The organism is Xanthomonas rydalmerensis, from assembly GCF_033170385.1.
In the GTDB taxonomy this organism is placed as follows: Bacteria; Pseudomonadota; Gammaproteobacteria; order Xanthomonadales; family Xanthomonadaceae; genus Xanthomonas_A; species Xanthomonas_A rydalmerensis.
The window spans coordinates 3283260-3307238 of sequence record NZ_CP126170.1 but is presented as its reverse complement, the minus strand read 5'-3'; the positions used below and the strand labels follow the sequence as shown (position 1 = coordinate 3307238).

Annotated in this window: 11 protein-coding genes; all 11 read left to right on the top strand. The window is 69.8% G+C overall.

What is annotated here, in order from left to right; translation table 11 throughout:
• Position 1: 1 nt before the first annotated feature.
• The 11 genes from QN245_RS13825 (at position 2) to QN245_RS13775 (ending at position 23576) form a co-directional block, all read left to right on the top strand.
• The gene (locus tag QN245_RS13825) at positions 2-1594 is read left to right on the top strand and encodes an aldehyde dehydrogenase family protein (RefSeq protein WP_317843449.1); all 1593 of its coding nucleotides are present in this window, start codon (positions 2-4) and stop codon (positions 1592-1594) included.
• Entirely contained in the window at positions 1591-2799 is a 1209-nt protein-coding gene (locus tag QN245_RS13820; RefSeq protein WP_160970908.1) for a M24 family metallopeptidase, read from the top strand. The genes QN245_RS13825 and QN245_RS13820 overlap by 4 nt, the downstream gene beginning before the upstream one ends.
• 82 nt (positions 2800-2881) lie before the next feature.
• Positions 2882-4714, top strand: coding sequence for a DUF885 domain-containing protein (locus tag QN245_RS13815; RefSeq protein ID WP_317843448.1), 1833 nt, complete (start codon positions 2882-2884; stop codon positions 4712-4714).
• A complete protein-coding gene (locus QN245_RS13810) occupies positions 4711-6543 on the top strand; it encodes a DUF885 domain-containing protein (RefSeq protein WP_317843447.1) in 1833 nt (610 codons plus the stop codon). Before QN245_RS13815 ends, QN245_RS13810 begins: the two co-directional genes overlap by 4 nt.
• Before the next feature lie 249 nt (positions 6544-6792).
• Positions 6793-8364 carry an APC family permease gene (locus tag QN245_RS13805; RefSeq protein WP_184643648.1) on the top strand — a complete coding sequence of 524 codons (1572 nt, stop codon included), beginning with the start codon at positions 6793-6795 and terminating at the stop codon, positions 8362-8364.
• Between the two features lie 140 nt (positions 8365-8504).
• Positions 8505-10817 carry a S9 family peptidase gene (locus tag QN245_RS13800; RefSeq protein WP_317843446.1) on the top strand — a complete coding sequence of 771 codons (2313 nt, stop codon included), beginning with the start codon at positions 8505-8507 and terminating at the stop codon, positions 10815-10817.
• A gap of 833 nt (positions 10818-11650) precedes the next feature.
• A complete protein-coding gene (locus QN245_RS13795; protein ID WP_160970223.1) occupies positions 11651-11959 on the top strand; it encodes a flagellar basal body protein in 309 nt (102 codons plus the stop codon).
• Positions 11960-12108: 149 nt separating this feature from the next.
• Complete coding sequence (locus QN245_RS13790; protein WP_317843445.1) at positions 12109-14475, top strand: glucosidase family protein; 2367 nt, start codon at positions 12109-12111, stop codon at positions 14473-14475.
• Between the two features lie 331 nt (positions 14476-14806).
• Positions 14807-17635, top strand: coding sequence for a TonB-dependent receptor domain-containing protein (locus tag QN245_RS13785; protein WP_184448723.1), 2829 nt, complete (start codon positions 14807-14809; stop codon positions 17633-17635).
• On the top strand, positions 17635-21984 hold the full coding sequence (locus QN245_RS13780) for an Ig-like domain-containing protein (RefSeq protein WP_425612958.1): 4350 nt from the start codon (positions 17635-17637) through the stop codon (positions 21982-21984). The genes QN245_RS13785 and QN245_RS13780 overlap by 1 nt, the downstream gene beginning before the upstream one ends.
• Positions 21981-23576 carry a family 43 glycosylhydrolase gene (locus QN245_RS13775; protein ID WP_317843444.1) on the top strand — a complete coding sequence of 532 codons (1596 nt, stop codon included), beginning with the start codon at positions 21981-21983 and terminating at the stop codon, positions 23574-23576. The genes QN245_RS13780 and QN245_RS13775 overlap by 4 nt, the downstream gene beginning before the upstream one ends.
• Positions 23577-23979: the final 403 nt, after the last annotated feature.

The following is a 23979-nucleotide window of genomic DNA, read 5'->3' as shown; positions in this document are numbered from 1 at the left end:
GATGAGCATGCAACCGCTGTTGCTGGCCGGCCACTGGCAGGCCTCGCTGGAAGAGCGCGGCAGCTTCCGCGCCGAGGATCCGCGCGACGGGAGCGAATTCGGCCCGTCGTTCCCGATCAGCGGCGCCGCCGACCTGGAAGCGGCGCTGAGCGCGGCGGCGCTGAGCGCCGACGCGCTGGCCGCGGCCGCGCCGGAACGCATCGCCGCGTTCCTGGATGCGTATGCGGACGCGATCGACGCCGACGTCGAGCGCCTGGTGGCGCTGGCGCATGCCGAAACCGGCCTGCCGGTGGAGCCGCGCCTGGCCAAGGTGGAACTGCCGCGCGCCAGCGGGCAGTTGCGCCAGGCCGCGCAGGCGGCGCGCAGCCACAGCTGGGCGCAGCCGGTGATCGACACTGCGGCCGGCCTGCGCGCGCAGCTGGGACCGCTGCACAAGCCGGTGCTGGTGTTCGGCCCGAACAATTTCCCGTTCGCGTTCAACGCGGTGGCCGGCAGCGATTTCGCCTCGGCCATCGTCGCGCGCAATCCGGTCATCGCCAAGGCGCACCCTTCGCATCCGGCCACCAGCCAGCGTCTGGCGCAGCTCGCGCACCAGGCGCTGCTGGCCAACGACCTGCCGGCGGCGACGGTGCAGTTGCTGTACCACTTCGACACCACGCTGGGCCTGGAACTGGCCGGCGATCCGCGGCTGGGCGCGATCGGCTTCACCGGCAGCCGCGCCGGCGGGCTGGCGCTGAAGGCCGCCGCCGACCGTGCCGGGGTGCCGGCCTATGTCGAGCTTTCCAGCGTCAATCCGGTCTTCCTGCTGCCGGGTGTGCTGGCCGAACGCGGCGCGGCACTGGCGCAGGAGTTCTTCGCCTCCTGCACCATGGGCAGCGGCCAGTTCTGCACCAACCCGGGCATCGTGGTGGTGCCCGAGGGCGAGGCCGGCGATGCCTTCGTCGCCGCGGCCACCGCGCATTTCGCCGCGGCCGCGCCGGCGCTGCTGTTCTCGCGCGGGGTGCTGGAGCACCTGCAGCGCAGCGTGGGCACGCTGCGCGATGCCGGCGCCGCGGTGCTGGCCGGTGGCGAGGCCGATGCCGGGCCGGGCTATCGGCATGCGCCGACCCTGCTGGAGGTGTCGGCCGAGGCGTTCCTGCAGCAGCCCGAGGCGCTGCAGACCGAGGCGTTCGGGCCGGTCAGCCTGATCGTCCGCGGCGGTGGGGTGGGGCAGTTGACCGCCCTGGCGCGCAGCTTCGAAGGCAATCTCACCGGGACCCTCTATCGCGCCGCCGATGGCAGCGACGATCCGGCCTTCGCCGTGCTGGCCGCGGCGCTGCGTCCGCGGGTGGGGCGGCTGATCTGCAACAAGATGCCGACCGGCGTGGCGGTGAGCCCGGCGATGAATCATGGCGGCCCGTACCCGAGCACCGGCCATCCTGGCTTCACCGCGGTCGGCATGCCCGCGGCGATCCGTCGCTTCGCCGCGCTGCACAGCTACGACGGCGTGCCCGACGCGCTGTTGCCGGCATTGCTGCGCGACCGTAATCCCGGCGGCGTGCAGCGGTTGATCGATGGCTGCTGGAGCACCGCCGACGTGGAGCGCAGCGCATGAGCGAGCAGTCCCAGATCGGCGGGCTGACCCTGGAGCAGGCGCATGCGCAACTGGCGCCGTGGCCGCAGCGGGCGCCGGCGATCCAGGAGCCGGAGTACCGGCAACGCCTGGCCAACGCGCGTGCGCTGATGCGCGCGCACGGCGCCGACGCGCTGCTGATCGGCGCCGGTGCCTCGCTGCGCTACTTCACCGGCGTGCCGTGGGGCGCCAGCGAGCGCCTGGTGGCGATGCTGCTCACCGCCGAAGGCGATCCGCTGCTGATCTGCCCGGCGTTCGAGGAAGGCTCGCTGGACGCGGTGCTGTCGGTGCCGGTGCGCAAGCGCCTGTGGCAGGAACACGAGGACCCGCACGCGCTGGTCGCCGAGGCCTTGCTGGAGCTGGACGCGCAGAGCCTGGCGCTGGACCCGGGCGTAGCCTTCGCGGTGCATACCGGCTTGGCCGCGGTGCTGGGCCGCATCGCGATCCGCGATGCCGCGGCCATCGTCGACGGCTGCCGCATGCGCAAGTCGCCGGCGGAACTGGCGCTGATGCAGCAGGCCTGCGACATGACCCTGCACGTGCAGCGGCTGGCCGCCGGGCTGATCCGCGAAGGCATCACCACCGCGGAACTGACCCGTTTCATCGACCAGGCGCACCGTGCGCTCGGCGCCGACAACGGCTCGACCTTCTGCATCGTGCAGTTCGGCCACGCCACCGCGTATCCGCACGGCATTCCCGGCGTACAGGCGCTGCGCCCGGGCGAACTGGTGCTGATCGACACCGGCTGCACCGTGCAGGGCTACCACTCCGACATCACCCGCACCTACATCTTCGGCGAGCCCAGCGAGAAGCAGCGGCGCATCTGGCAACTGGAGCACGAGGCGCAGGCGGCGGCCTTCGCCGCGGTGCGGCCGGGCGTGGCCTGCGCGGTGGTGGACGAGGCCGCACGCAAGGTGTTGCAGCGCGCCGGGCTCGGCCCGGACTACCAGTTGCCGGGGCTGCCGCACCGCACCGGCCACGGCTGCGGCATGAGCATCCACGAGGCGCCGTACCTGGTGCGCGGCAATGCGCTGGCGCTGGCGCCGGGCATGTGCTGCAGCAACGAGCCGATGATCGTGGTGCCGGGCGAGTTCGGCGTGCGCCTGGAGGATCATTTCTACGTCACCGAAGACGGCGCGCAGTGGTTCACCCCGCCGTCGCCGGCGATCGACCGGCCGTTCGCCTGATGCGCAGGGCGGCCGCCCACGACCCTTGCGCGGCGGCCGCCGCGGCGTGCCACGGGCGCGTGCCGCCCTGCGGAGTCCATCGATGAGACGCATGCCTCTGCCCGCCGCCGGCGTGCTGCTGCTGAGCCTGCTGGCGGGCTGCCAACCGTCCGCAGCGCCGACGTCCTCTGCGTCGGCCGCGGCGGCACCGGCCAAGGCCGCGGTGCCGCCAGCGCAGGCCTTCGCCGCGCTGCTCGATGCGCAATGGCAGTACCAGCTCGCCCACCATCCCGAGTTCGCCAGCATCATCGGCGACAGCCGCTACAACGATCGCTGGAGCGACTATTCGCTTGCAGCGCTGGAGGCCGAACGCCAGGCCACCGCCGGGTTCCTGGCGCGCTTCGATGCGATCGATGCCAAGGCGCTGTCGGCGCAGGAGCGGTTGAGCCTGCAGATGATGCAGCGCCAGTTGCGCGACCGGCTCGAGGCGATCGCGCTGAAGAACGACGAGATGCCGCTGGAGCCGGTCGGCGGCATCCAGGTGGCGCTGCCGGGCTACGCGCAGGCGTTTCCGTTCGCCAGCGTCAAGGACTACGAGGACTACATCAAGCGCCTGCAGGCGATCCCGGCGCTGCTCGACCAGGTGGTGGCGCTGTCGCGCGCCGGCGCCAAGGATGGGCTGGTGCAGCCGAAGTACCTGCTCGAACGCATTCCCGCGCAGGTGCGCGAGATCGCCGCGCCGGCCGGCGCCGACAGTCCGTTCGCGGCGCCGCTGCAGCAGTTCCCGGCGGCGGTGCCGGAGGCGGAGCGGCCGCGCCTGCGCGCGGCGATGATCGCGGCGATCGACCAGCAGGTGCGCCCGGCCTATCGCAAGCTGGCCGATTTCGTCGCCAACGAATACGCGCCGCAGGGCCGCGCCCATGAAGGCCTGTGGTCGCTGCCCGATGGAGAGCGCCGCTACCGCTTTGCGATCCACACCCAGACCACCACCGACCAGTCGCCCGAGCAGATCCACCAGACTGGCCTGGCCGAGGTCGCGCGCATCGAAGGCGAGATGGGCGCCATCGCCAAGCAGCTCGGCTACGCCGATCTGCCGGCGTTGCGCCAGGCGGTGGCGCAGCAGCGCCGCTTCTTCGCCAGCTCGCCCGAGCAGATCCTGCAGCGCTACCGCGACGACATCGCGCAGATGCAACCGCAACTGCCCAAGCTGTTCGGCACCTTGCCGAAGACGTCGCTGGAGGTGCGCGCGATGCCCGCGTTCCGCGCCACCGCGCCCGGTGCCGAGTACTGGCAGAGCGATGCGCAGGGCAGCAAGCCCGGGCTGGTGATGGTCAACACCAGCGACTACGCGCACCGCACCCTGGTCAACATCGAGGCCACCGCGTATCACGAGGGCGTGCCCGGCCATCATCTGCAGATCTCGCTGGCGCAGAGCCTGCCGTTGCCGCCGTTCCGCCAGCAATCCAGCTACAACGCCTACGTGGAAGGTTGGGCGCTGTACGCCGAGCGGCTGGGCAAGGAAGTGGGCTTCTACCGCGATCCGTACAGCGACTACGGCCGCCTGGCCGGCGAACTGCTGCGCGCCAACCGGTTGGTACTGGACACCGGCGTGCACTACAAGCGCTGGACCCGGCAGCAGATGATCGACTTCTTCCACGCGCATCCGTCCGACGACGAACCCAGCATCCAGTCCGAGACCGACCGCTACATCGTCTGGCCGGGCCAGGCGCTGGGCTACAAGCTCGGCGAACTGGACATCCTGGCGCTGCGCGAGAAGGCCAGGCGCGCGCTGGGCGAGCGCTTCGACATCCGCGCCTTCCACGATGCCGTGCTCGGCGGCGGCGCGATGCCGCTGGACCTGCTGGACGCGCGCATCGACGCCTGGATCGCCCAGGTCCAGGCCGGCGCCCCCGCCACTCCGGAGACCCCACGATGATGTCCCGTTCCCGATTGCGCACGGCGCTGGCCCTGGCCATCGCCTGCACCCTGGCCTGGCAGGGCGCTGCCGGCGCCGCGCCGGCACAGGCCTCCACGCCGGCCGCCGCGGCAACCGCCGGCGATACCGACGCGCGCTTCAAGGCGCTGTACCAGCGCGAGTGGAAATGGCGCCAGGAGCAGTTCGCCGGTGCCGACGACGAAGATGCGCAAGGGCAGGCCGCCGATCACCTGCCCAAGGTCGATCCGGCCACCCAGGCGCAGCGCACCGCGTACTGGCAGCAGGTGCTGCACGAGCTGGACGCGATCGACCCGGCGCAATTGTCGGCGCAGGACCAGGTGAACTATCAGGTCTATCGCCAGCAACTGCAGGTGCTGCTCGACCAGCAGCGGTTCCGCGTCTGGGAAATGCCGTTCAACAGCGACAGCGCGTTCTGGAGCGACCTGGGCTTCACCGCGCGCGCCACTCTGCGTAATCGCGAGGAGTACCAGCGCTACCTGGGGCAGCTTGCCGACATCCCGCGCTACTTCGACGAACAGATCGCCAACATGCGCGCCGGCCTGGCACGTGGTTTCGCGCAGCCGGCGGTGACCCTGCAGGGCCGCGACCAGTCGATCGCCGAGGTCGCGCAGGCGACCGGCGAGAGCAATCTGTTCTACACCCCGTTCAAGCAGATGCCGACGACGATCCCTGCGCCGCTGCAGGCGCAGTTGCGCGCGCAGGCGCGCACGGCGATCGCCCAGCAGGTGGCGCCGGCCTACGCCAAGCTGCTGCGTTTCATGCGCGAGGAATACCTGCCCAAGGCGCGCCCGGCGCTGGCCGCCGAATCGCTGCCCGACGGCGCCGCGTACTACCGTGCGCAGATCCGCGAATACACCACGCTCGACCTCAGCCCCGAGCAGATCCACGCGGTGGGCCTGAAGGAAGTGGCGCGGCTGCGCAAGGAGATGGACCAGGCGATCGCCGACAGCGGCTTCAAGACCCCGCCGGGGCAGCAGACGTTCCCGGCGTTCCTGCACTACCTGCGCACCGATCCGAAGTTCTACGCCAAGACTCCGGAGGAACTGCTCAAGGACGCGGCCTGGATCGCCAAGCGCGTGGACGGCAAGATCGGCGACTACATCGGCCGGCTGCCGCGGCAGCGCTTCGCGATCGAGCCGGTGCCGGCGGATCTGGCGCCGTTCTACACCGGCGGCCGTGGCGGCCCGGGTATCTACCTGGTCAACACCTATGACCTGCCGTCGCGGCCGCTGTACAACCTCACCGCGCTGACCCTGCACGAATCCTCGCCCGGCCATGCGCTGCAGATGCCGCTTGCGGCCGAGCAGCAAGGCCTGCCGGACTTCCGTCGCTATAGCTACATCTCCGCCTATGGCGAGGGCTGGGCGGTGTACTCGGAGTACCTGGGGCAGGAGATGGGGATGTACGACACCCCGTACGACCGCTTCGGCTACCTGACCTACCAGATGTGGCGCGCGTGCCGGCTGGTGATCGACACCGGCATCCACCACAAGGGCTGGACGCGCGAGCAGGCGCAGGCGTTCCTGCGCGACAACACCGCGCTCAGCGAGCACGAGGTGACCACCGAGGTCGACCGCTACATCGCCTGGCCCGGACAGGCGCTGTCGTACTACCTGGGCGAGCTGAAGATCTTGGAGCTGCGGCGCAAGGCGGAACAGGCGCTGGGCGAGAAGTTCGACCTGCGCGCGTTCCACGATGCGGTGCTGGAAACCGGCTCGGTGCCGCTGCCGGTGCTGGAGCAGCGCATCGATCGCTTCATCGCCGAGGGTGGGAAGTCGCCTTGGGCGCGGGAGGCGGCGAAGCAATAGCCCCTCTCCCTCCGGGAGAGGGGTTGGGGTGAGGGTCGGGCGCGAAGCGCATGCGGTGTTTCAGCTGCACGAGGCTGCGCCCGTACCCTCATCCGCCCCTGCGGGGCACCTTCTCCCGGAGGGAGAAGGGAGAGCTGGCTTCGGCTGGCTTGCGTGAGCCCCTCTCCCTCCGGGAGAGGGGTTGGGGTGAGGGTAGGAAGCATCGCAGATCGTTGATTCGCCAGTGACACCAATCCAGCGGGAGACGCCATGGCCGCACAAGGCAAGTTCCACAAGCGCTTGAGCCTCACCGATCTGACCTTCATCGGTCTGGGCTCGATCTTCGGTTCCGGTTGGCTGTTCTCCGCCAGCCACGTCTCGGCGATCGCCGGGCCGGCCGGCATCGTGTCGTGGATCGCCGGCGGCGTGGCGGTGCTGCTGCTGGGCCTGGTGTACTGCGAACTCGGCGCGGCGCTGCCACGCGCCGGCGGCGTGGTGCGCTACCCGGAGTACTCGCATGGCGTGCTGCTCGGCTGGCTGATGGGCTTCATCACCCTGATCGCCTTCTCCAGCCTGATCGCGATCGAAGTGGAAGCAGCGCGGCAATATGCCGCGGCGTGGTTCCCCTGGCTCAACCAGGCCGGCAGCACCCATCCCAGCGTCGCCGGCTGGCTGCTGCAACTGGCGCTGCTTGTCGCGTTCTTCCTGCTCAACTACTACAGCGTCAAGACCTTCGCCACCGCCAACAACATCGTCAGCGTGTTCAAGTTCCTGGTGCCGGTGCTGGTGATCGTGCTGCTGATGGCGCACTTCGATGCGCGCAACCTGCACGTGCAGGGCTTCGCGCCGTTCGGCGCGGCCGGAGTGGAGGCGGCGATCTCCGCCGGCGGCATCATCTTCGCCTACCTCGGGCTGACCCCGATCGTGTCGGTGGCCAGCGAGGTGCGCGATCCGCAGCGCAATATCCCGATCGCGCTGATCCTGTCGGTGGCGCTGTCCACGGTGATCTACGTGCTGCTGCAGCTCGCCTTCCTCGGCGGGGTGCCGGCGCAGCACCTGGCCAACGGCTGGGGCGGCATCGACAAGGCGTTCTCGCTGCCATACCACGACATCGCCCTGGCGCTGGGCATGGGTTGGCTGGCGGCATTGGTGATCTGCGACGCGATGATCTCGCCCAGCGGCACCGGCAACATCTACATGAACGCCACGCCGCGGGTGGTGTACGGCTGGGCGCGCAGCGGCGGCTTCCTGCCGGTGCTGACGCGCGTCGATGCCGCCTCCGGCATCCCGCGCCCGGCGCTGTGGCTGAGCCTGGGGCTGTCGGTGTTCTGGACTCTGCCGTTCCCGTCGTGGGAGACCCTGATCCAGGTGGTGTCGGCGGCGCTGGTGCTCAGCTATGCGGTGGCGCCGGTGACCGTGGCCGCGTTGCGGCGCAGTGCGCCGGAGCTGCCGCGGCCGTTCCGGCTGCGCGGCATGGCGCTGCTCGGCCCACTGTCGTTCATCGTCGCGGGCCTGATCGTGTACTGGTCGACCTGGAGCACGCTGTCGTGGTTGCTCGGTCTGCAGATCGCGATGTTCGTGCTGTACGTGCTGTATCGGCTACCCAACGCCGCCGGCCGTGCGCGGCTGTGGCGGCAGGTGCGCGGCGTGCTGTGGCTGATCGTGTTCTTTGCCCTGGTGCTGGTGGTGTCGCGCCTGGGCACCTTCGGCGGCAGCGGCTGGATCACGCATCCCTGGGACACGCTGTGCGTGGCGGCGATCGCGTTGGGTTGCTATCACTGGGGTGCGCGCAGCGGTCTGCGCTCTGAGGAGTTGGCGTTGGAAGAGGATGATGGGGAATAGCCCGTTGTGGATGTACGTAGGAGCGGCTCTTGTCCCCTTTTGTGGGATTAGCCGCGATAGGCTTTCCTGGTAACGCCCGGTCGCGGCTGAAGCCGCTCCTACAAAAAAAGAAGCGTGCCATCGAAACTCTCGGAAACCGCATGAACAAGTTCGTCGCCTCTCTCATCGTCGCCCTGGCGTGCTGCGCCGGCGCCGCACAGGCCGCGCCCAGCGTCGCCGACTACCAGCGTTCGCTGGGCCTGCGCGAGGCCTGGATCGGCCTGACCGAGAACGTGACCTGGCCAGCGCAATGGCGCGACGACGGCGCGTTCTACTACCGCAAGACCGTGCCGGGCGGCTTCGCCTTCGTGGGCGAGGACGTGGCCAGCCAGCGCAAGCAGCCGGCGTTCGACCAGCAGCGAGTGGCGCGCGCGCTGAGCGCGGCGACCGGCACCGCCTATTCGGCGCTACGCCTGCCGTTCGCACGCTTCGCCTATGCCGCCGAGGGCGGCCAGCCGCAGGCGGCGATCGCCTTCGAGCTCGACGAAGCGCCGTGGCGCTGCACCCTCACCACCTACGTCTGCGCCCGCGCCGATAGCGGCCCGCAGCCGCGACCGCGGGGCTTTGGCGTGGTGCGCGACCTCAGCGTGCCGGCCGACGCCACTCCGCGGCGCTCGCCTGACGGACGTTGGGAGGCCTATGTCGACGGCAACGCGGTGATGCTGCGTGCGCTGGCCGACGGGCACACGCTGCGCCTGGCCGACGATGGCCGCAGCGACGATTTCTACGATCCGGAAACCATCGCCTGGGCGCCGGATTCGCAGCGGCTGGCGCTGTACCGGGTGCGGCCCGGCTTCGCCCGCCGCGTCACCCGGGTGGAGGCGGCACCGCCTAGCGGCGGCCAGCCGGTAGTGCGCACCCAACTGTATCCCAAGCCCGGCGACGCGGTGGACATCGAGCGGCCGGTGCTGTTCGACCTCGGCGCGCTGGCAAACGGCGGCGCGCCCAAGCGGCTGGCCATCGACGATGCCTTGTTCGCCAACCCCTACCAGCTCTCGCCGATCCAGTGGCGCCGCGACAGCGCCAGTTTCGTGTTCGATTACGTGCAACGCGGTTTCCAGCGCATGCGCGCGATCGCGGTGGACGCGGCCACGGGCAAGGCGCACGTGGCGGTGGGCGAGGACGCGAAGACCTTCGTCTACGCCGACCGCAGCTACCACCACGATGTCGATGGCCTGGGCAAGGAGATCCTTTGGATCTCCGAGCGCGACGGCTGGCGCCACCTGTACCTGTTCGACGGCAGCAACGGCCGCATCAAGGCGCAGATCACCAAGGGCGAGTGGATCGTGCGCGACGTGCTGCGCGTGGACGATGCGCAGCGGCGCATCTGGTTCACCGCCAGCGGCATGGATGCGGGCAAGGATCCCTATTATCGGCAATTGTTCGCGGTGGATTTCGACGGCAGCCACCTGACCCGGCTGACCGAGGCCGATGCCGACCACGACGTGGCCATCGCCGCCGACGGCCGCCATTACGTGGACGTGTACTCGCGTCCGGACATGGCGCCGGTGATGGAGCTGCATGCCATCGACGGCAAGCTGCTGCAGGTGGTGGAGCGCGGTGACATCCGCAAGCTGCAGGCCGCCGGCTGGCGCGCGCCGCAGACCTTCGTGGCCAAGGGCCGCGACGGCAAGACCGAGATCTGGGGCATGGTGGTGCGGCCGCGCGACTACGACCCGCACAAGAAGTACCCGGTGATCGAGAACATCTACGCCGGCCCGCACGATTCCTTCGTGCCCAAGACCTTCTGGCCGTTCGGCTACCACTCCGGCGGCGACAAGCAGATCGGCATGCAGGCGCAGGCCGACTTGGGCTTCATCGTGGTGATGATCGACGGCATGGGCACCGCCAACCGCTCCAAGGCCTTCCACGACGTGGCCTGGAAGAACCTCGGCGATTCCGGCTTCCCCGACCGCATCGCCTGGCACAAGGCGCTGGCGGCGCAGGATCCGTCCTACGACATCGGCCGTGTCGGCATCTACGGCGCGTCGGCCGGTGGGCAGAGCACGCTGGGCGCGCTGGAGCGGCACCCGGACTTCTACAAAGTGGGCGTGGCCTATGCCGGGTGCTACGACAACCGCATGGACAAGATCAGCTGGAACGAGCAATGGATGGGCTGGCCGGTGGACGCCAGCTATGCGCTTGCCTCCGGCGTGGACAACGCGGCCAAGTTGCGCGGCGACCTGCTGCTGATCGTCGGCGAGCAGGACAGCAACGTCGACCCGGCCTCGACCGCGCAGGTGGTGGACGCCTTGATCAAGGCCGGCAAGGATTTCGACCTATTGGTCGTGCCTGGCGGCGAGCACACCGTCGGCCGCTCCACCGGTCCCATCGATTACGTCCAGCGGCGGCAGTACGACTTCTTCGTGCGGCATCTGCTTGGAGAGCCGACGCCGGCGTGGAATCGGCTGTAGGGGGCGGGATTGGGGAGTTGGGATTGGGGATTGGCAAAGGCGTGGGATCCCTGCTCCTTCAGGGCTCGGCTTTTCCCTTCTCCCTCCGGGAGAAGGTGCCCCGCAGGGGCGGATGAGGGTGCGGGTGCTGCACCGAGTCCGGAAGCGGCGCGGTACTCCCGGACCCTCACCCCAACCCCTCTCCCGGTGGGAGAGGGGCTTTGGTCTCCCGCGATGATTCCTTCTCCCTGTGGGAGAAGGTGCCCCGCAGGGGCGGATGAGGGTGCAGGTGGTGCAATGAATCCGGAAGCGGCACGGTGCTCCCGGACCCTCACCCCGCCCCCTATCCCGGTGGGAGAGGGGCTTTGGTCTCCCGCGATGATTCCTTCCCCCTGTGGGAGAAGGTGCCCCGCAGGGGCGGATGAGGGTGCGGGTGGTGCAATGAGTCTGGAAGCGGCGCGGTGCTCCCGGACCCTCACCCCAACCCCTCTCCCGGTGGGAGAGGGGCTTTGGTCTCCCGCGATGATTCCTTCTCCCTGTGGGAGAAGGTGCCCCGCAGGGGCGGATGAGGGTGCGGGTGGTGCAATGAGTCCGGAAGCGGCGCGGTGCTCACGTACCCTCACCCCAACCCCCGCTCCGCGCCCCGGCCCGCGCTTGCGGCGCGGGCGCTCCAGGGCTTGCGCGCCAGTGGCGCGCAAGCCGTGCCCCGTCGCCCCTAGGGGAGAGGCGCTTTCGCTATCAGCGCTGACGCATCCGCTCTTGCGAATCCCAAATCCCCACTCCCAAATCCCCAAACTAAAGACCTCGCCAAACCAGCCGATATCCCGGCAAGTCTCCCTGCACCCTGGCCCGCCATGACCGCCATCGCTCCCAGTTCCTCGATCGCGCTGTCCGGCATGCGCGCCGCGACGTCCGGGCTGCAGGTGCGCGCCAACAACATCGCCAATCTCTCCACCGATGGCTTCCAGCGTTCCGTGCCGGTGAACCAGGCCACCGCCGGTGGCGGCGTTGTAGGCCAGGTGCAGCAGGCCGACGGGCAGGGCAGCGATCTGGTCGACGACATGGTCGGCACCCTGACCGAGCGCACCGCGTTCCAGGCAAATGCGCGGGTCTTGCGCGCGGCCGACGACACTATTGGCAGCCTGCTCGACGTGCTCGCCTAAGCCGCCCCGGTCCATCGCATTCCCGCAGCGCAGCACCGCCGCGACCACGCGGCTATGCGATTTTCCGCACCGATCCTCGGCACAGCACACAAGACGCTGCGGCGTGCGCAGCGCACGATGCAACGATCGCATTGCATCGGGGACGGTAGATGGATCGGAGAGATTTCCTGCGTCAGGGCCTGGCGGTCGGTGCGGTCGCCGGCGTGGAAGCACTGGCCGGGCGTGCCGCCGCGGCACCGGCGGCGGCCAGCGCCACGCGTGCGACAGCGCCGCCGCAACTGCAGCCATTGGTGGCCGATGCGCTCGCCGGGCATACCTTGCAGTGCCGTTTCGTCGAGGCCGGCGCGACCTGGGAGGTGTACGAAGACCTGCGCCAGCCCGATGGCGATCTGACCCTGCGCGGGCCGGGCGGGGCGCTGGTGCTGGGCAAGCGCACCGAAGCGGTGTTCCCGGCCGCGCAGGCGCCGTACTTCGGCATGGCCCTGGCCGAGGTGGCGATGGCCGACGCCGACCTGCTCGCCGATCGCCTGCTGCGCGACGGCGACCCGCGGGCCGATGAGGTGCGCGACGTCGCGCCGCCACCGGCCTCGCAACTGGATCCCAAGGACTACAACGGGCGCCTGCCGTGGACCACCTTCGTCGGCACCCGCGAATGCGCCGACACCATGCCGGTGTACCCGGACGGGCGCACCCGCTGTTATCGCGCCATCCAGTCGTTTCCCGAGCTGGGCAAGGACGAACTGGTGCGGCGCCGCAGCGAAGGCCTGCTCGGCGGCTGGATGCCGGCGGTGCGCAAGGTGGTGCCGGCCGGCGAGGGCCGCTACTACGACATCCTGCTGTTCGCGGACGTACTGGCCGAGGACCGCTTCGTGGTGCAGACCTGGCACCGCAGCGCGCTGGTCGAACACGGCAAGGTCAGCAAGGTGGTGTACGGCTACAGCTATCCCGACTACCCGCCGCGGCGCGGCCCGCGCAGCGCCGAGGACTTCTACCGCGGCCTGCTGGCCTTCGCCGGTTATTGGCAGGCGCAACTCGCCGACACCGTGCAGGCGCAGACCCCGGACCCGAGCTGGCGCGACATGGCGCACTTCGCCTTCGCCCGCGAGCTGGTGGTGCGTCCGGGCGGCACCTATCCCAAGTACGGCGCGGTGGATCGCGACTACTACGGCAACGAGTACGACGGCTTCCAGGACACCTTCACCAGTTCGCTGTACGCCAACCTCGAGTGGGGCCGCTTCGCCCAGGCGGCGGCGGTGCTGGACGGCTATTTCAGCGATTTCGTGCAGGCCGACGGCATGGTCAACATGCGCGGCGCGGAGACCGGCCAGTTCGGACTGACCCTGTCGCTGCTGGCGCGCTATCTGCGCTACACCGGCGATGCTGCGCTGCTGCGCAAGCACCGCGACAAGATCGCCGCCACCGCGCAGGTGCTGGCCGAACTGCACGACGCCAGCCTGCGTCTGCCGGCGTCGGCGCCAGGGCACGGCCTGATCCACGGCTGGAACGAATCCGATGCCTGCCTGTTCCCCGATCCGCAGGTGTGGTGGAAGCCGTACTACGCCAACAGCGCGCTGGCGGTGCGCGGCTGGCAGGACCTGGCCTTGGTGTGGAGCGGCATCGCCGGGCCTGGCGGGCAGGCCGCCGCGGCGCAGTGGCAGCGCCGCGCGCAGCAACTGTCGGCACAACTGCTGCGCGCCCTGCGCGGCAACGTGCGCCGCGATCTGCAGCCGCCCTATATCGGCCCGTTGCCCGGAGTGAAGCTCACCTTCCGCCAGTCGCTGCAGCAGGAGCACCCCAGCGAGCAGGGCTGGCCGCATCGCGCCTACGCCGAACTGCTGCAGGCCGACGTGCTGCCCGACGACCTGGCGAACCTAGTCATCGACTGCGTGCGCGGCCACGGCGGCACCAGCCTCGGCGTGGTCGGCAACATCACCGCGCCGGCGCCGGAGGCGCGCGACCTGCTCGGCTTCATCTCCTATGGCTACGCGCAGCAGTTGTTGCGCCTGGACCGGATCGAGGAATACCTGCTGTTCCTGTACGCGCACCGCTACCACGTACATACCCGCGGCAGTTGGACCGCGGGCGAGGTCACCGGCATCACCGGCGGCATGCCGCTGTTCTGCATCCCCGCGCAGATGACCATTCCGCTGCTGCTGCGCTGGATGCTGGTGTTCGAGGACAGCGCCGGCGAGGAACTGTTCCTGGCGCGGGCGGTGCCGCGCGACTGGCTGGGCAGCGGCGAGACGATCGCGATCGACGCCGCGCCGACCCGCTGGGGTGCGGTGTCGCTGCGCTTGCGCGCCGATCCGGCGCAGCGCCGCATCGAGGGCAGCGTGCGCTTGCCGGCGCAGCGGCCGGCGCGCACCTGGCTGACCCTGCGGGTGCCGGCCGGCACCCGCCTGCAGGAGGTGCGGCTGGACGGGCAGCCGGCGGCGCTGTCCGGGCCGCGCAACGAGCGCGTGCTGGTCCCGGCCGGCAGCGCGGCGATGGTGTCGATTTCGGCCGTCTACGGCTGAGTGGCGAAAAAGTCGGAAACGTCCCGGTCGCGGGCGGGGCAGTGCGGTATTCCGCACGTTTTCCCGATAAATACGACAAGACGCCGCACGCAGCCTACGCGCACATTGTGGCCGTGCAGTGAATGTCCAGGGGGAGATTCCTGCACGCCACCGGGGACGCAGCGCATGAGTCGTGCGCGTCGCCGTGCAGGCGGCGTCGGGATCGTCCCGTCCGGCGGCGCATGCGTGGACACGTCCGTTTTCGTATCCGCCACACGCGCTGGTGACGGAGCGGCCGCCTGGGGAAGGGCGGCGCTCCGGCGATCGCCAGGCCGCCGCTCAGGAGATTCCGATGCCGTCTTTGCTCGAACGCGTTGCGCCGCTGCTCCCGTGTTCCTGGCGCGCCGCGCCGCAGCCCGGTCCATTGGCCGCGGCGATCTGTACCGCGCTGGCCCTGCTCGCGCCGGCGGCGCAGGCGCAGGATGCGCCGACCCAGGACACCCAGGCGACCACGCTGGAACGGATCAGCGTCACCGGCAGCCACCTGCGCCGCGTCGATGCGGAGACCGCCAGCCCGGTCATCACCATCGACCGCCAGCGCATCGAGGACAGCGGCCAGGACACGCTCGGCCAGTTGCTGCAGCAGCTGCCGGCGATGGCGGGCAATATGCCCAACGTCGCGCTCAACTCCGGCTTCAGCCACGGCCGTGCGCTGGTGTCGCTGCGCAACCTCGGGCCCGAGCGCACCCTGGTGCTGGTCAACGGCCACCGCATGGCCGGGCCGGCCAGCAGCGTCGCCGCCGCGCCCGGCGTGGACGTCAACGCGATTCCGGCGGCGATGGTCGAGCGCATCGAGGTGCTCACCGACGGCGCCTCCTCGGTGTACGGTTCCGACGCCATCGCCGGCGTCATCAACATCATCCTCAAGGACAAGTACGACGGCTTCGCCGCCACCGCCGACTACGGCCTGAGCACCCACGGCGACGGCAACCGGCGCTCGCTCGGCCTGGAGTGGGGCAAGACCTGGGAGCGCGGCGGGCTGATCCTCGGCGTGAGCCGCAGTTCGATGAACGCGCTGTACGACAGCGACCGCGACTACGCGCGCACCGCGCAGAACTACCTCAACGGCCAGGTGGTGGAGCGCCGCGGTAATGGCACGCGCGCCTTCCTCAGCAATGGCAGCGTGCTGACGCCCAATGCCAACCTGGCGCCGGGCCAGGTGAATGCGGGTGACTTCCACACCTACAATCAGGCGGTGGAAGGCTACGACGCCTACACCGGCCAGTACCTGGTCACCCCCGTACAGCGCACCAACGCCTCCGCGCACGCCAGTTTCGATTTCACCCCGAACGTGCAGGGCTACCTGGACATGTTCTGGACTCGCAGCGAGACCACCTCGCAGCTCACCGCCTACGGCCTGGAGTTGCCCAACGCCGCGCAGAACTACTACAACCCCTTCGGCAGCCAGCTCACCCGCTACCTATTGCGTTCGGTGCCGGCCAATACCCGCGTCTACACCTCGACGATGTACCAGACCAACATCGTCGCCGGGCTGCGCGGCAAGTTCGGCGACAGCAGCTGGCAGTGGGATGCGGCGGCCGGCTACGCGCACTACAAGGACACCCTGGTGCGCAACGGCTTCTCCATCACCTCGGCACTGAACAACGCGGTGGGCGCCTCGTTCCGCGACAGCGACGGCACCATCAAATGCGGCACGCCCGGCAACGTGATCGCCGGCTGTACCCCGATCAACGTGTTCAATCCGGACGATCCGGCCACCATCGCCGGCATCAAGGCCACCCAGAGCGCGGTCGACCTGATCGACGAGAGCACGATGAAATTCGCCGAGGCCAGCGTCAACGGCGACCTGTTCGCGATGCCGGCCGGCGCGGTGCAGGCCGCGTTCGGCCTGTCGTTCCGCAGGAACGGCTTCTCGCAGGGCACCAGCAACCCGGTGGCGGCCGCCGATGCGGACGGCAACTGCGACTACAACGACGGCTGCATCATGAACCAGGGCCACGACGAGACCATCAAGGAGGCGTATGCCGAAGTGCTGGTGCCGCTGCTCAAGGGTGTGACCGGTGCGCAGGCGCTGAACCTCAACCTGGGCACGCGCTACTCGCGCTACGACTACTGGGGCAGCACCACCAACAGCAAGGTCGCGCTGGAATGGCGGCCGATCGACAACCTGCTGATCCGCGCCACCGGTTCGCAGGTGTTCCGTGCACCGGCGCTGGGCGACCTGTACGGCTCGCCGTACAACGGCGTGGTCGACGACGTCGGCACCTACACCGATCCGTGCAACGGCTACACCGGCGGCGGCAATCCCGCGGCCTGCGCCAACGTGCCGACCAACGGCAGCTTCGTCAACACCTCCTCGTTCACCGTGCTCACCACCGGCTCGGCCAACGCCGGCTTCGCGATCAAGCCCGAGCAGGGGCGCTCCTACAACATCGGCGCGGTGTACGACCCGGGCTGGGCCGAGGGCCTGTCGCTGAACCTGGACAGCTGGCGCGTCTCCCTGGACGACATGATCAACGGTACCGGCCTGGACCAGGTGCTGCAGAACTGCTACGACGGCCAGAGCGCCTACTGCCCGCTGATCAAGCGTGGCCCCACCGGGCAACTGGTCAGCGTCACCGTGCCGTTCGCGATCAACAGCGGCAAGGTCGACATCCGCGGCGACGACATCGGCATCAAGTACGCGCTGCGCGATACCGCCTGGGGCAACTTCCAGGCCGGCGTGGACGCCACGTTCCTGTCCAGCTACACGTTCAGCGGCGACAGCCACAACTACGTCGGCGAGACCTCCAGCTACGGCAACATGCCGCGCTGGCGCGCCAACTTCAACTTGGGCTGGGACAACGGCCCATGGCATGCCAGCTGGAACACGCGCCTGATCGGCCCGACCACGGTCGGCAGCGCCTACGAGGACTATTGCATCAACACCGCCGCCGACGGCAGCTGCGTCTACTTCAAGGTCGGCACGGTGACCTACCACGATGTCTCGCTGAGCCGGAAGTTCGAGAGCCTGCACACCACGCTGTCGGCCGGCGCCAACAACGTCGGCAACCGCAAGCCGCCGCAGTACTACGGCTACGCCAGTGCGGCCAATACCGATGCGTATACCTACGACACGCTCGGGCGTTACTTCTGGGCGCGGATCAGGACCGAGTTTTGATTCGTACGCCTGCACCCGGTGGCGCCGCGTCGCGCGTGCGGCGTGGCGCCATCGCCCTGCTTGGCAGCCTGCTGTTCGTGGCCGCTGCGGTGTCGGCAGCGGCCGACGCTGGCGACCCGCTCGACAGCGACGGCGAAGGCCTGCAGCCGAGCAACGCCGCGATCGGCATGCCGCGCTTCAAAGGCGCTGCGCACCCGTTGCCGGACAGCGGCGTGGCGTTCGCGCCGGGGCAGGGACAGGGCCAGTTGCAGCGGGTGTTCGCCGCCGATCTGGCGGCGGGCGCCGGCAGCGCGCCCGGTCGCGATTTCTGGATCGATCGCCTGCTGGTGCGGCAGGGCACCGGCGGCGGTTTCGGCGACAGCAACAATTGGCTGTTCACCCGCGGCCGCGCCGCCTACCTGTACACGCACCGGCCGGAGGAGCCCGGCTTCGTCGGCGACGTGGCCTATGTGCACAAGACCGGACACGACGCGCTGTTCCGTCTGCAACTGGAGCGCGACGGCGTGCCGATCGCCCTGATCGAGGACAGTGCGCAGCGGCGGCAGACGCCGAGCTATTTCAGCAGCGTGTATGCCGGCGCTGGCGTGCGCCTGCAACTGGTCAAGTTCATCAGCGAGCAGAACGTGGCGGTGGCCGAGGCCACCGTGTCCAGTACCGACGGCGTGGCGCACACGCTGACCCTGCGCGCGGTCTCGCCGATGGCCACGCATGCGCAAGGCGCCGAACTGACCGGCGCCTTCGTCACCCACAACGCCATCACCACGCTGTTCCCGCGGCTGTCCGGCGATGGTTTCGCCGTCGATGGCGCGAGCATCGTGCGGCCGCTGGTGGTGCCGGCACGCGCGCCTGCGCCGACCCTGAAGGTGCAACTGGGGCTGGTCGCACGCGAACTGCCGGCGTCGCTGCAGGAGTACCGGCGCATCGCCGCGCAGTCGCCGCAGCAGGCCTATCGCGAGCACGTCGTCGCCTACAACCGCTGGTGGGCCGACAACCTGCCGTACCTGGACACGCCCGAGGACAATCTCGACAAGACCCTGTTCTACCGCTGGTGGCTGCTGCGCTTCAATTTCCTCGACGCGGCGGTGCCCGGCAACGACTACCAGTTCCCGGTGGCGATCGAAGGCGTGCTCGGCTACGACAACGCCATCGTGCTCACCACCGGCATGTTCATCGACGACCTCAAGTACCTGCGCGATCCACTCTACGCGTACGGCTCCTGGCTCGGTGCCGGCGAGACCGCCGGCGGCGGCAAGTACGTGGACAACCCCGGCGCGCCGGAGAACTGGTCCAACTCCTACGCGCAGTACCTCAGTGCAGCGGCCTGGCGCGCCTACCAGGTGCATGGCGGGCCGCCGGCGATCGCCGGGCAACTGGCGCGCTACGCCAGCGACGACGTGGAGGCGCTGCTGCGCGCCTACGACCGCAACGGCAACGGCCTGATCGAATACGACTGGGCGGCGATGACCGGCAACGATGCCGACGCGGTCTCCTTCGACTGGGCCAAGCGCCATGGCGCGCCGCGCATGGACCGCAGCGAGAGCGCGTACGTGTACGCCAATGCGCTGGCCGCCGCGCAGGCCGCGCAGCTGGCCGGCGACGCCGCCACCGCGGTGCGCATGCAGGCGTTGGCGGCGAAGATCCGTCGCGCCGTGCTCGAGGTGCTGTGGCAGGACCGCAGCGCGCAGGCCGACGGCATGGGCCTGCACGGCGACCTGCTCAAGCAGCGCCAGGCCGACGGACCGCGCCTGCCGGTGGACTGGAAGGAAACCAACAACTACTACCCCTTCAGCGTCGGCCTGATGCCCAGGCACGGCGATGCCGACGACGATCCCAAGTACGTGCGCGCGCTGCGCCTGTTCGCCGACGCCCGGCAGTTCCCGCTGTTTCCGTTCTACACCGCCAACCAGGCCGACCAGCAGGCGCGCGGCGAGGGCGGCAGCAACAATTTCTCGGTGATCAATTCCACCGTGGCGTTCCGTCTGCTCGGCAGCGTGTTGCGCGATTACCCCAGCCCGTACCTGGACGCGTCCAGCTACCGCAAGCTGCTGTACTGGAACGCGTGGGCGCACTACATCGACGGCGACAACCGCTACCCGGACCAGAACGAATTCTGGGCGCAGGGCAGCGCCGCCGATGGCGGCCGCATCGGCTATCGCTCGTGGATCCACCACACCCAGCTCGGCGCCACCAACTTCACCGTGATCGAGGATGCGATGGGCCTGCGGCCGCGCAGCGATGCCCTGATCGAGCTGTATCCGATCGACATCGGCTGGGACCATTTCGCCGCCGACCGCCTGCGCTATCGCGACCGCGACCTGAGCATCGTCTGGGACCGCGACGGTCGCCGCTACGGCGGCGCCGCGCCGAAGGGCTATTCGCTGTACCTGGACGGGCGCCTGGCCTTCACCATCGATCGCCTGGCGCACGTGCTGTACGACCCGGCCAGCGGTCGCGTGCAGGCCTTGCCGGACGCGGTCAATGCCGATGCAGCGTCGCTGCGCGTGCTGGCCACGCACCGGCTGGCGCTGCAGGTGCCGCAGCAGGTGCGCTTTCCAGGCGCGGCGCGAATCGGGGCGGTCCTCGCCGACGCCGGGCTCGACATCGCGCTGCCGCCCGGCGCGCGCAACCTGGCGCAGGGTGCGGCGGTCAGCGCCAGCTACACGACCGATGGGTTTCCGGCCACGGCGGCGGTCGATGGCAGCACCGCCAACGAGCCGTTCTGGGGCACGGCCGGTTCGCCCGCCGCCAGCGACTGGCTGGAACTGGATCTGCATCGGCCACAGACCCTCGACGACGTGCGCGTGTACTTCTATCGCAGTTCATCGCCACCGGGCGAACAGCACGGCTTTGCGTCGGGCACGCGCGCCGGCTACGCGCCGCCGTGGCTGTACGTGCTGCAGTATCGCGATGGCAACGCCTGGAAGACCGTTCCGGGCCAGGTGCGCGATATGCCGATCGCGCAAGGCAACCGCAACCGCATCCGCTTCCCACCGCTGCGCGCGCAGCACTGGCGGGTGCAGGTGACGCATGCCGGCGCGTTGCGCACCGGGATCAAGGAGATCCAGGCCTATGCCAGCGGTGCCGCGGTGCCGGCCGCGCACGGCAACCAGGCGCCGCAGGTCGAGGCCTGGCAGGAAGACGGCAGTGCCGCGGGCGGCGTGGTGCGCCTGGTCGGTCGGGTCGGCGACGACGCGCTGCCGAACGGCACGCTGGCGCTGCACTGGCGTACGTTGCAGGCGCCGCCGGGCGGCGCGGCGCTGTTCGAGCAGCCGCAGGCGGCCACGACCGAGGTGCGCTTCACTGCGCCCGGTGCCTACACCTTGCAATTGCAGGCCGACGATGGCGCCTTGCGGGGGCACGCCGAGATCGCGGTGGTCGCTGCGCCGACGCCGGCCGGGCAGACGCTGCAGGTGCAAGGCGAGGCCACACCGAGCGCGCAGTTCACCGCCGGCCACCACCGTCTGCAGGCGCTCAACGATGGGCTGCTGCCGGCGCCGGACCAGGTGCCGGCCGCCGACCGCCGCTGGGGCAGTTGGGGCCGCGCGCAGCCTGCCTCGGTCTGGGTGCAGTACCAATGGCCGCAAGCGCAGCGGCTGAGCGCGGCGGCGCTGTATTTCTGGGACGACCAGCCGCAGGGCGGGGTGGCGTTGCCGCGCGCGTGGACCTTGCAGTACCTCGACGGTACGCAGTGGCGCGACATTGCCGTGCGCGGCGGCTATCCGGTGCATGGCGACGGCGCACCGAGCCGGGTGGCATTCGCGCCGGTGGTGACCACGGCCTTGCGTGCGGTGCTGCAGACCGCGGCGCAGGGCGAGGGCCACTACGCGGTCGGCCTGGACGAATGGCAGGTATTCGCCGAGCGCGCGGTGGCGACCGAACCGGTGGACGTGCGCATCGCGCCCGGGCAGGTGCCGGCGTTGCCGGATCGCATTGCCGGCACCTTCGCCGACGGCAGCTGGGCCTGGCTGGGGGTGCGCTGGTCGGCACCGGATGCGGCCGCACTGGCCGGGGAAGGCCGCGTGCAGGTGCAGGGCCTGGCCGATGGCGGCGTGCCGGTGAGCGCCAGCGTCTGGGTCCGCGCGACCGCGCCGGGCCAGCTCACCACGGTGCAGGCGCCGCCGCCACTGCACGTGCGCGCCGGGCAAGCGCCGGCGCTGCCGGAGCGGGTTTCCGTGCAGTACAACGACGGCTCGCGCGAGCGCGTGCCGGTGCAGTGGTCGCCCCTGGCGCCGGCTTCCTATGCGACGCCCGGTCGCACGAGCGTGGTCGGGCAGGCGCAGGGCCGCGATGGCACCGGAACGCTGCCGGTGCGGTTGGAACTGGTGATCGAGGCGGAGGCAGCGCCATGAGCGGGCAGCCCGTACGCAATACAGTCGCTTGGCTGCTTGCGGCATGCGCTGCTTGCATCGGCCTGACCGCAGCCGCCGCACCGGCGGTGCCGTGGTCGCGGCAGGTGCATGCGCCTGGCAATCCGATCCTGGCCGATGGCCGCGATTATTCGGCCGATCCCGCGCCGCTGGTCGCCGACGGCAAGCTCTACATCATCGCCGGCCGCGACGATGCTGCGCCGGAGCAAAACGACTTCGTGATCGACCGCTGGCAACTGCTGGTCACCGACGACGTCGGCCGCGGCAACTGGACCCATTACCCGACGCTGCTACGCCCGCAGCAGGTGTTCGCCTGGGCGGCGCCCGGCCACGCCTATGCCGCGCAGATCGTGCAGGGTCCAGACAAACGCTACTACCTGTATGCGCCGGTGCAGGAGGCGCACTCGCGCAATGCCGATCCGTTCGCGATCGGCGTGGCGGTGGCCGACAGCCCGCTGGGGCCGTGGCGCGACGCGCATCCGCAGGGACCGATCCTGTCGCAATCGCTGCCGGTGCCCAATGCGATCCAGAACATCGACCCGACCGTGCTGGTCGACGACGACGGCCGCGTGTACCTGTACTGGGGCACCTTCGGCAAGCTGTTCGGCATCGAGCTGGAGCGCGACATGGTCACGCCGAATGGGCAGGCGGTGGCGGTGACCACGCTGGACGGCTATTTCGAGGCACCCTGGCTGTTCAAGCGCGGCGATACCTACTACATGGCCTACGCCGGCAACCGCGCCGGGCCTGATTCGGACTGCACGCCGACGCTGTACCACGCCTGCATCGCCTACGGCAGCGCGCCGTCGCCGCTGGGGCCGTGGACCTACCGCGGGGTCCTCCTGCCGCCGGTGTCCTCGACCACCTCGCACCCGGGCATCGTCGAATTCAAGGGTCAGTGGTATCTGGTCTACCACACCGCCGATGCGAAGGGCGGCGGGCATTTCCGCCGCAGCGTGGCGATCGACCGATTGCAGTGGGACGACACCCGGCAGCCGGCGCGGATCCTGCCGGTGGTGGCCACGCGGCGGCTGCAGCCGCCGTTGCCGCCGCAGCGCAACGTCGCCCGCTATGCGCAGGCCAGCGCGTCCAACGGCCCGGACATCCCGCACCAGTACTGGATCGCCGCGCTCAACGACGGTCGGGTCAAGCGCAATCCCTTGCCGCCGCAGCTATGGGGTAGCTGGACCGCGCACAACCCGCCGCAGCAGTGGCTGCAATACAGCTGGGCGCAACCGGTGACGCTGCAGCGCAGCCGCATCCTGTTCTGGGCCGATCATCCGCCGGGCGCGGACACCGGCGTGGCGCCGCCGGCGCGCTGGCGGCTGGAATACCGCCGCGATGGGCGCTGGTGGCCGCTGGCGCAGAGCACGCACACGCCTGTTGCCGGCCATTGGCAGACACTGCGCTTCGCGCCGGTGACCACGCGCTGCGTGCGCGCGGTGCTGGATGCTTCCGGCGGTGGCGAGCGCTACGCCGCGTTAGCTGTGCAGGAGTGGGAAATGCTGGCGCCGCAGCCGCAGCGTCTGCCGCAGGCCGGCACCGCCGATGCGCAGCATTGCGATGCACGTTGAGGCGAGGCGCGCATGCTGACCGAGCCAACCTCGCCGACCTTGGCAGGCGTTGCAGTTGCAACGCCTGCCGCTGACCTCGGCCGGTTGCCGGCCGCATCATGTTCCTGTCGTGACGATCGTTTGATTTTCGGACTCTGTGCGGAATTATCCCGATTCCATGAAGAGAACCGTCGGGTGCATTGCGTTTTACTGGACTAGTCTGGCGACGCGTCGCCGATGCGCGCGTGGCTGACGCGCCGGATGTTGTCGGGGTTCCGCCGGAAGCGTTCTTGTACCGGCATGCCGTCGGGGTGGCGGCATGCATCCATCACCGGAGCTGTTGCGGCGGATCGCGCGTCGATCGTCCTATCCATCCAATGTCGTCGGACAAGAGGAGTTTAGAGCCGTGAAAATTGCTGCTTCT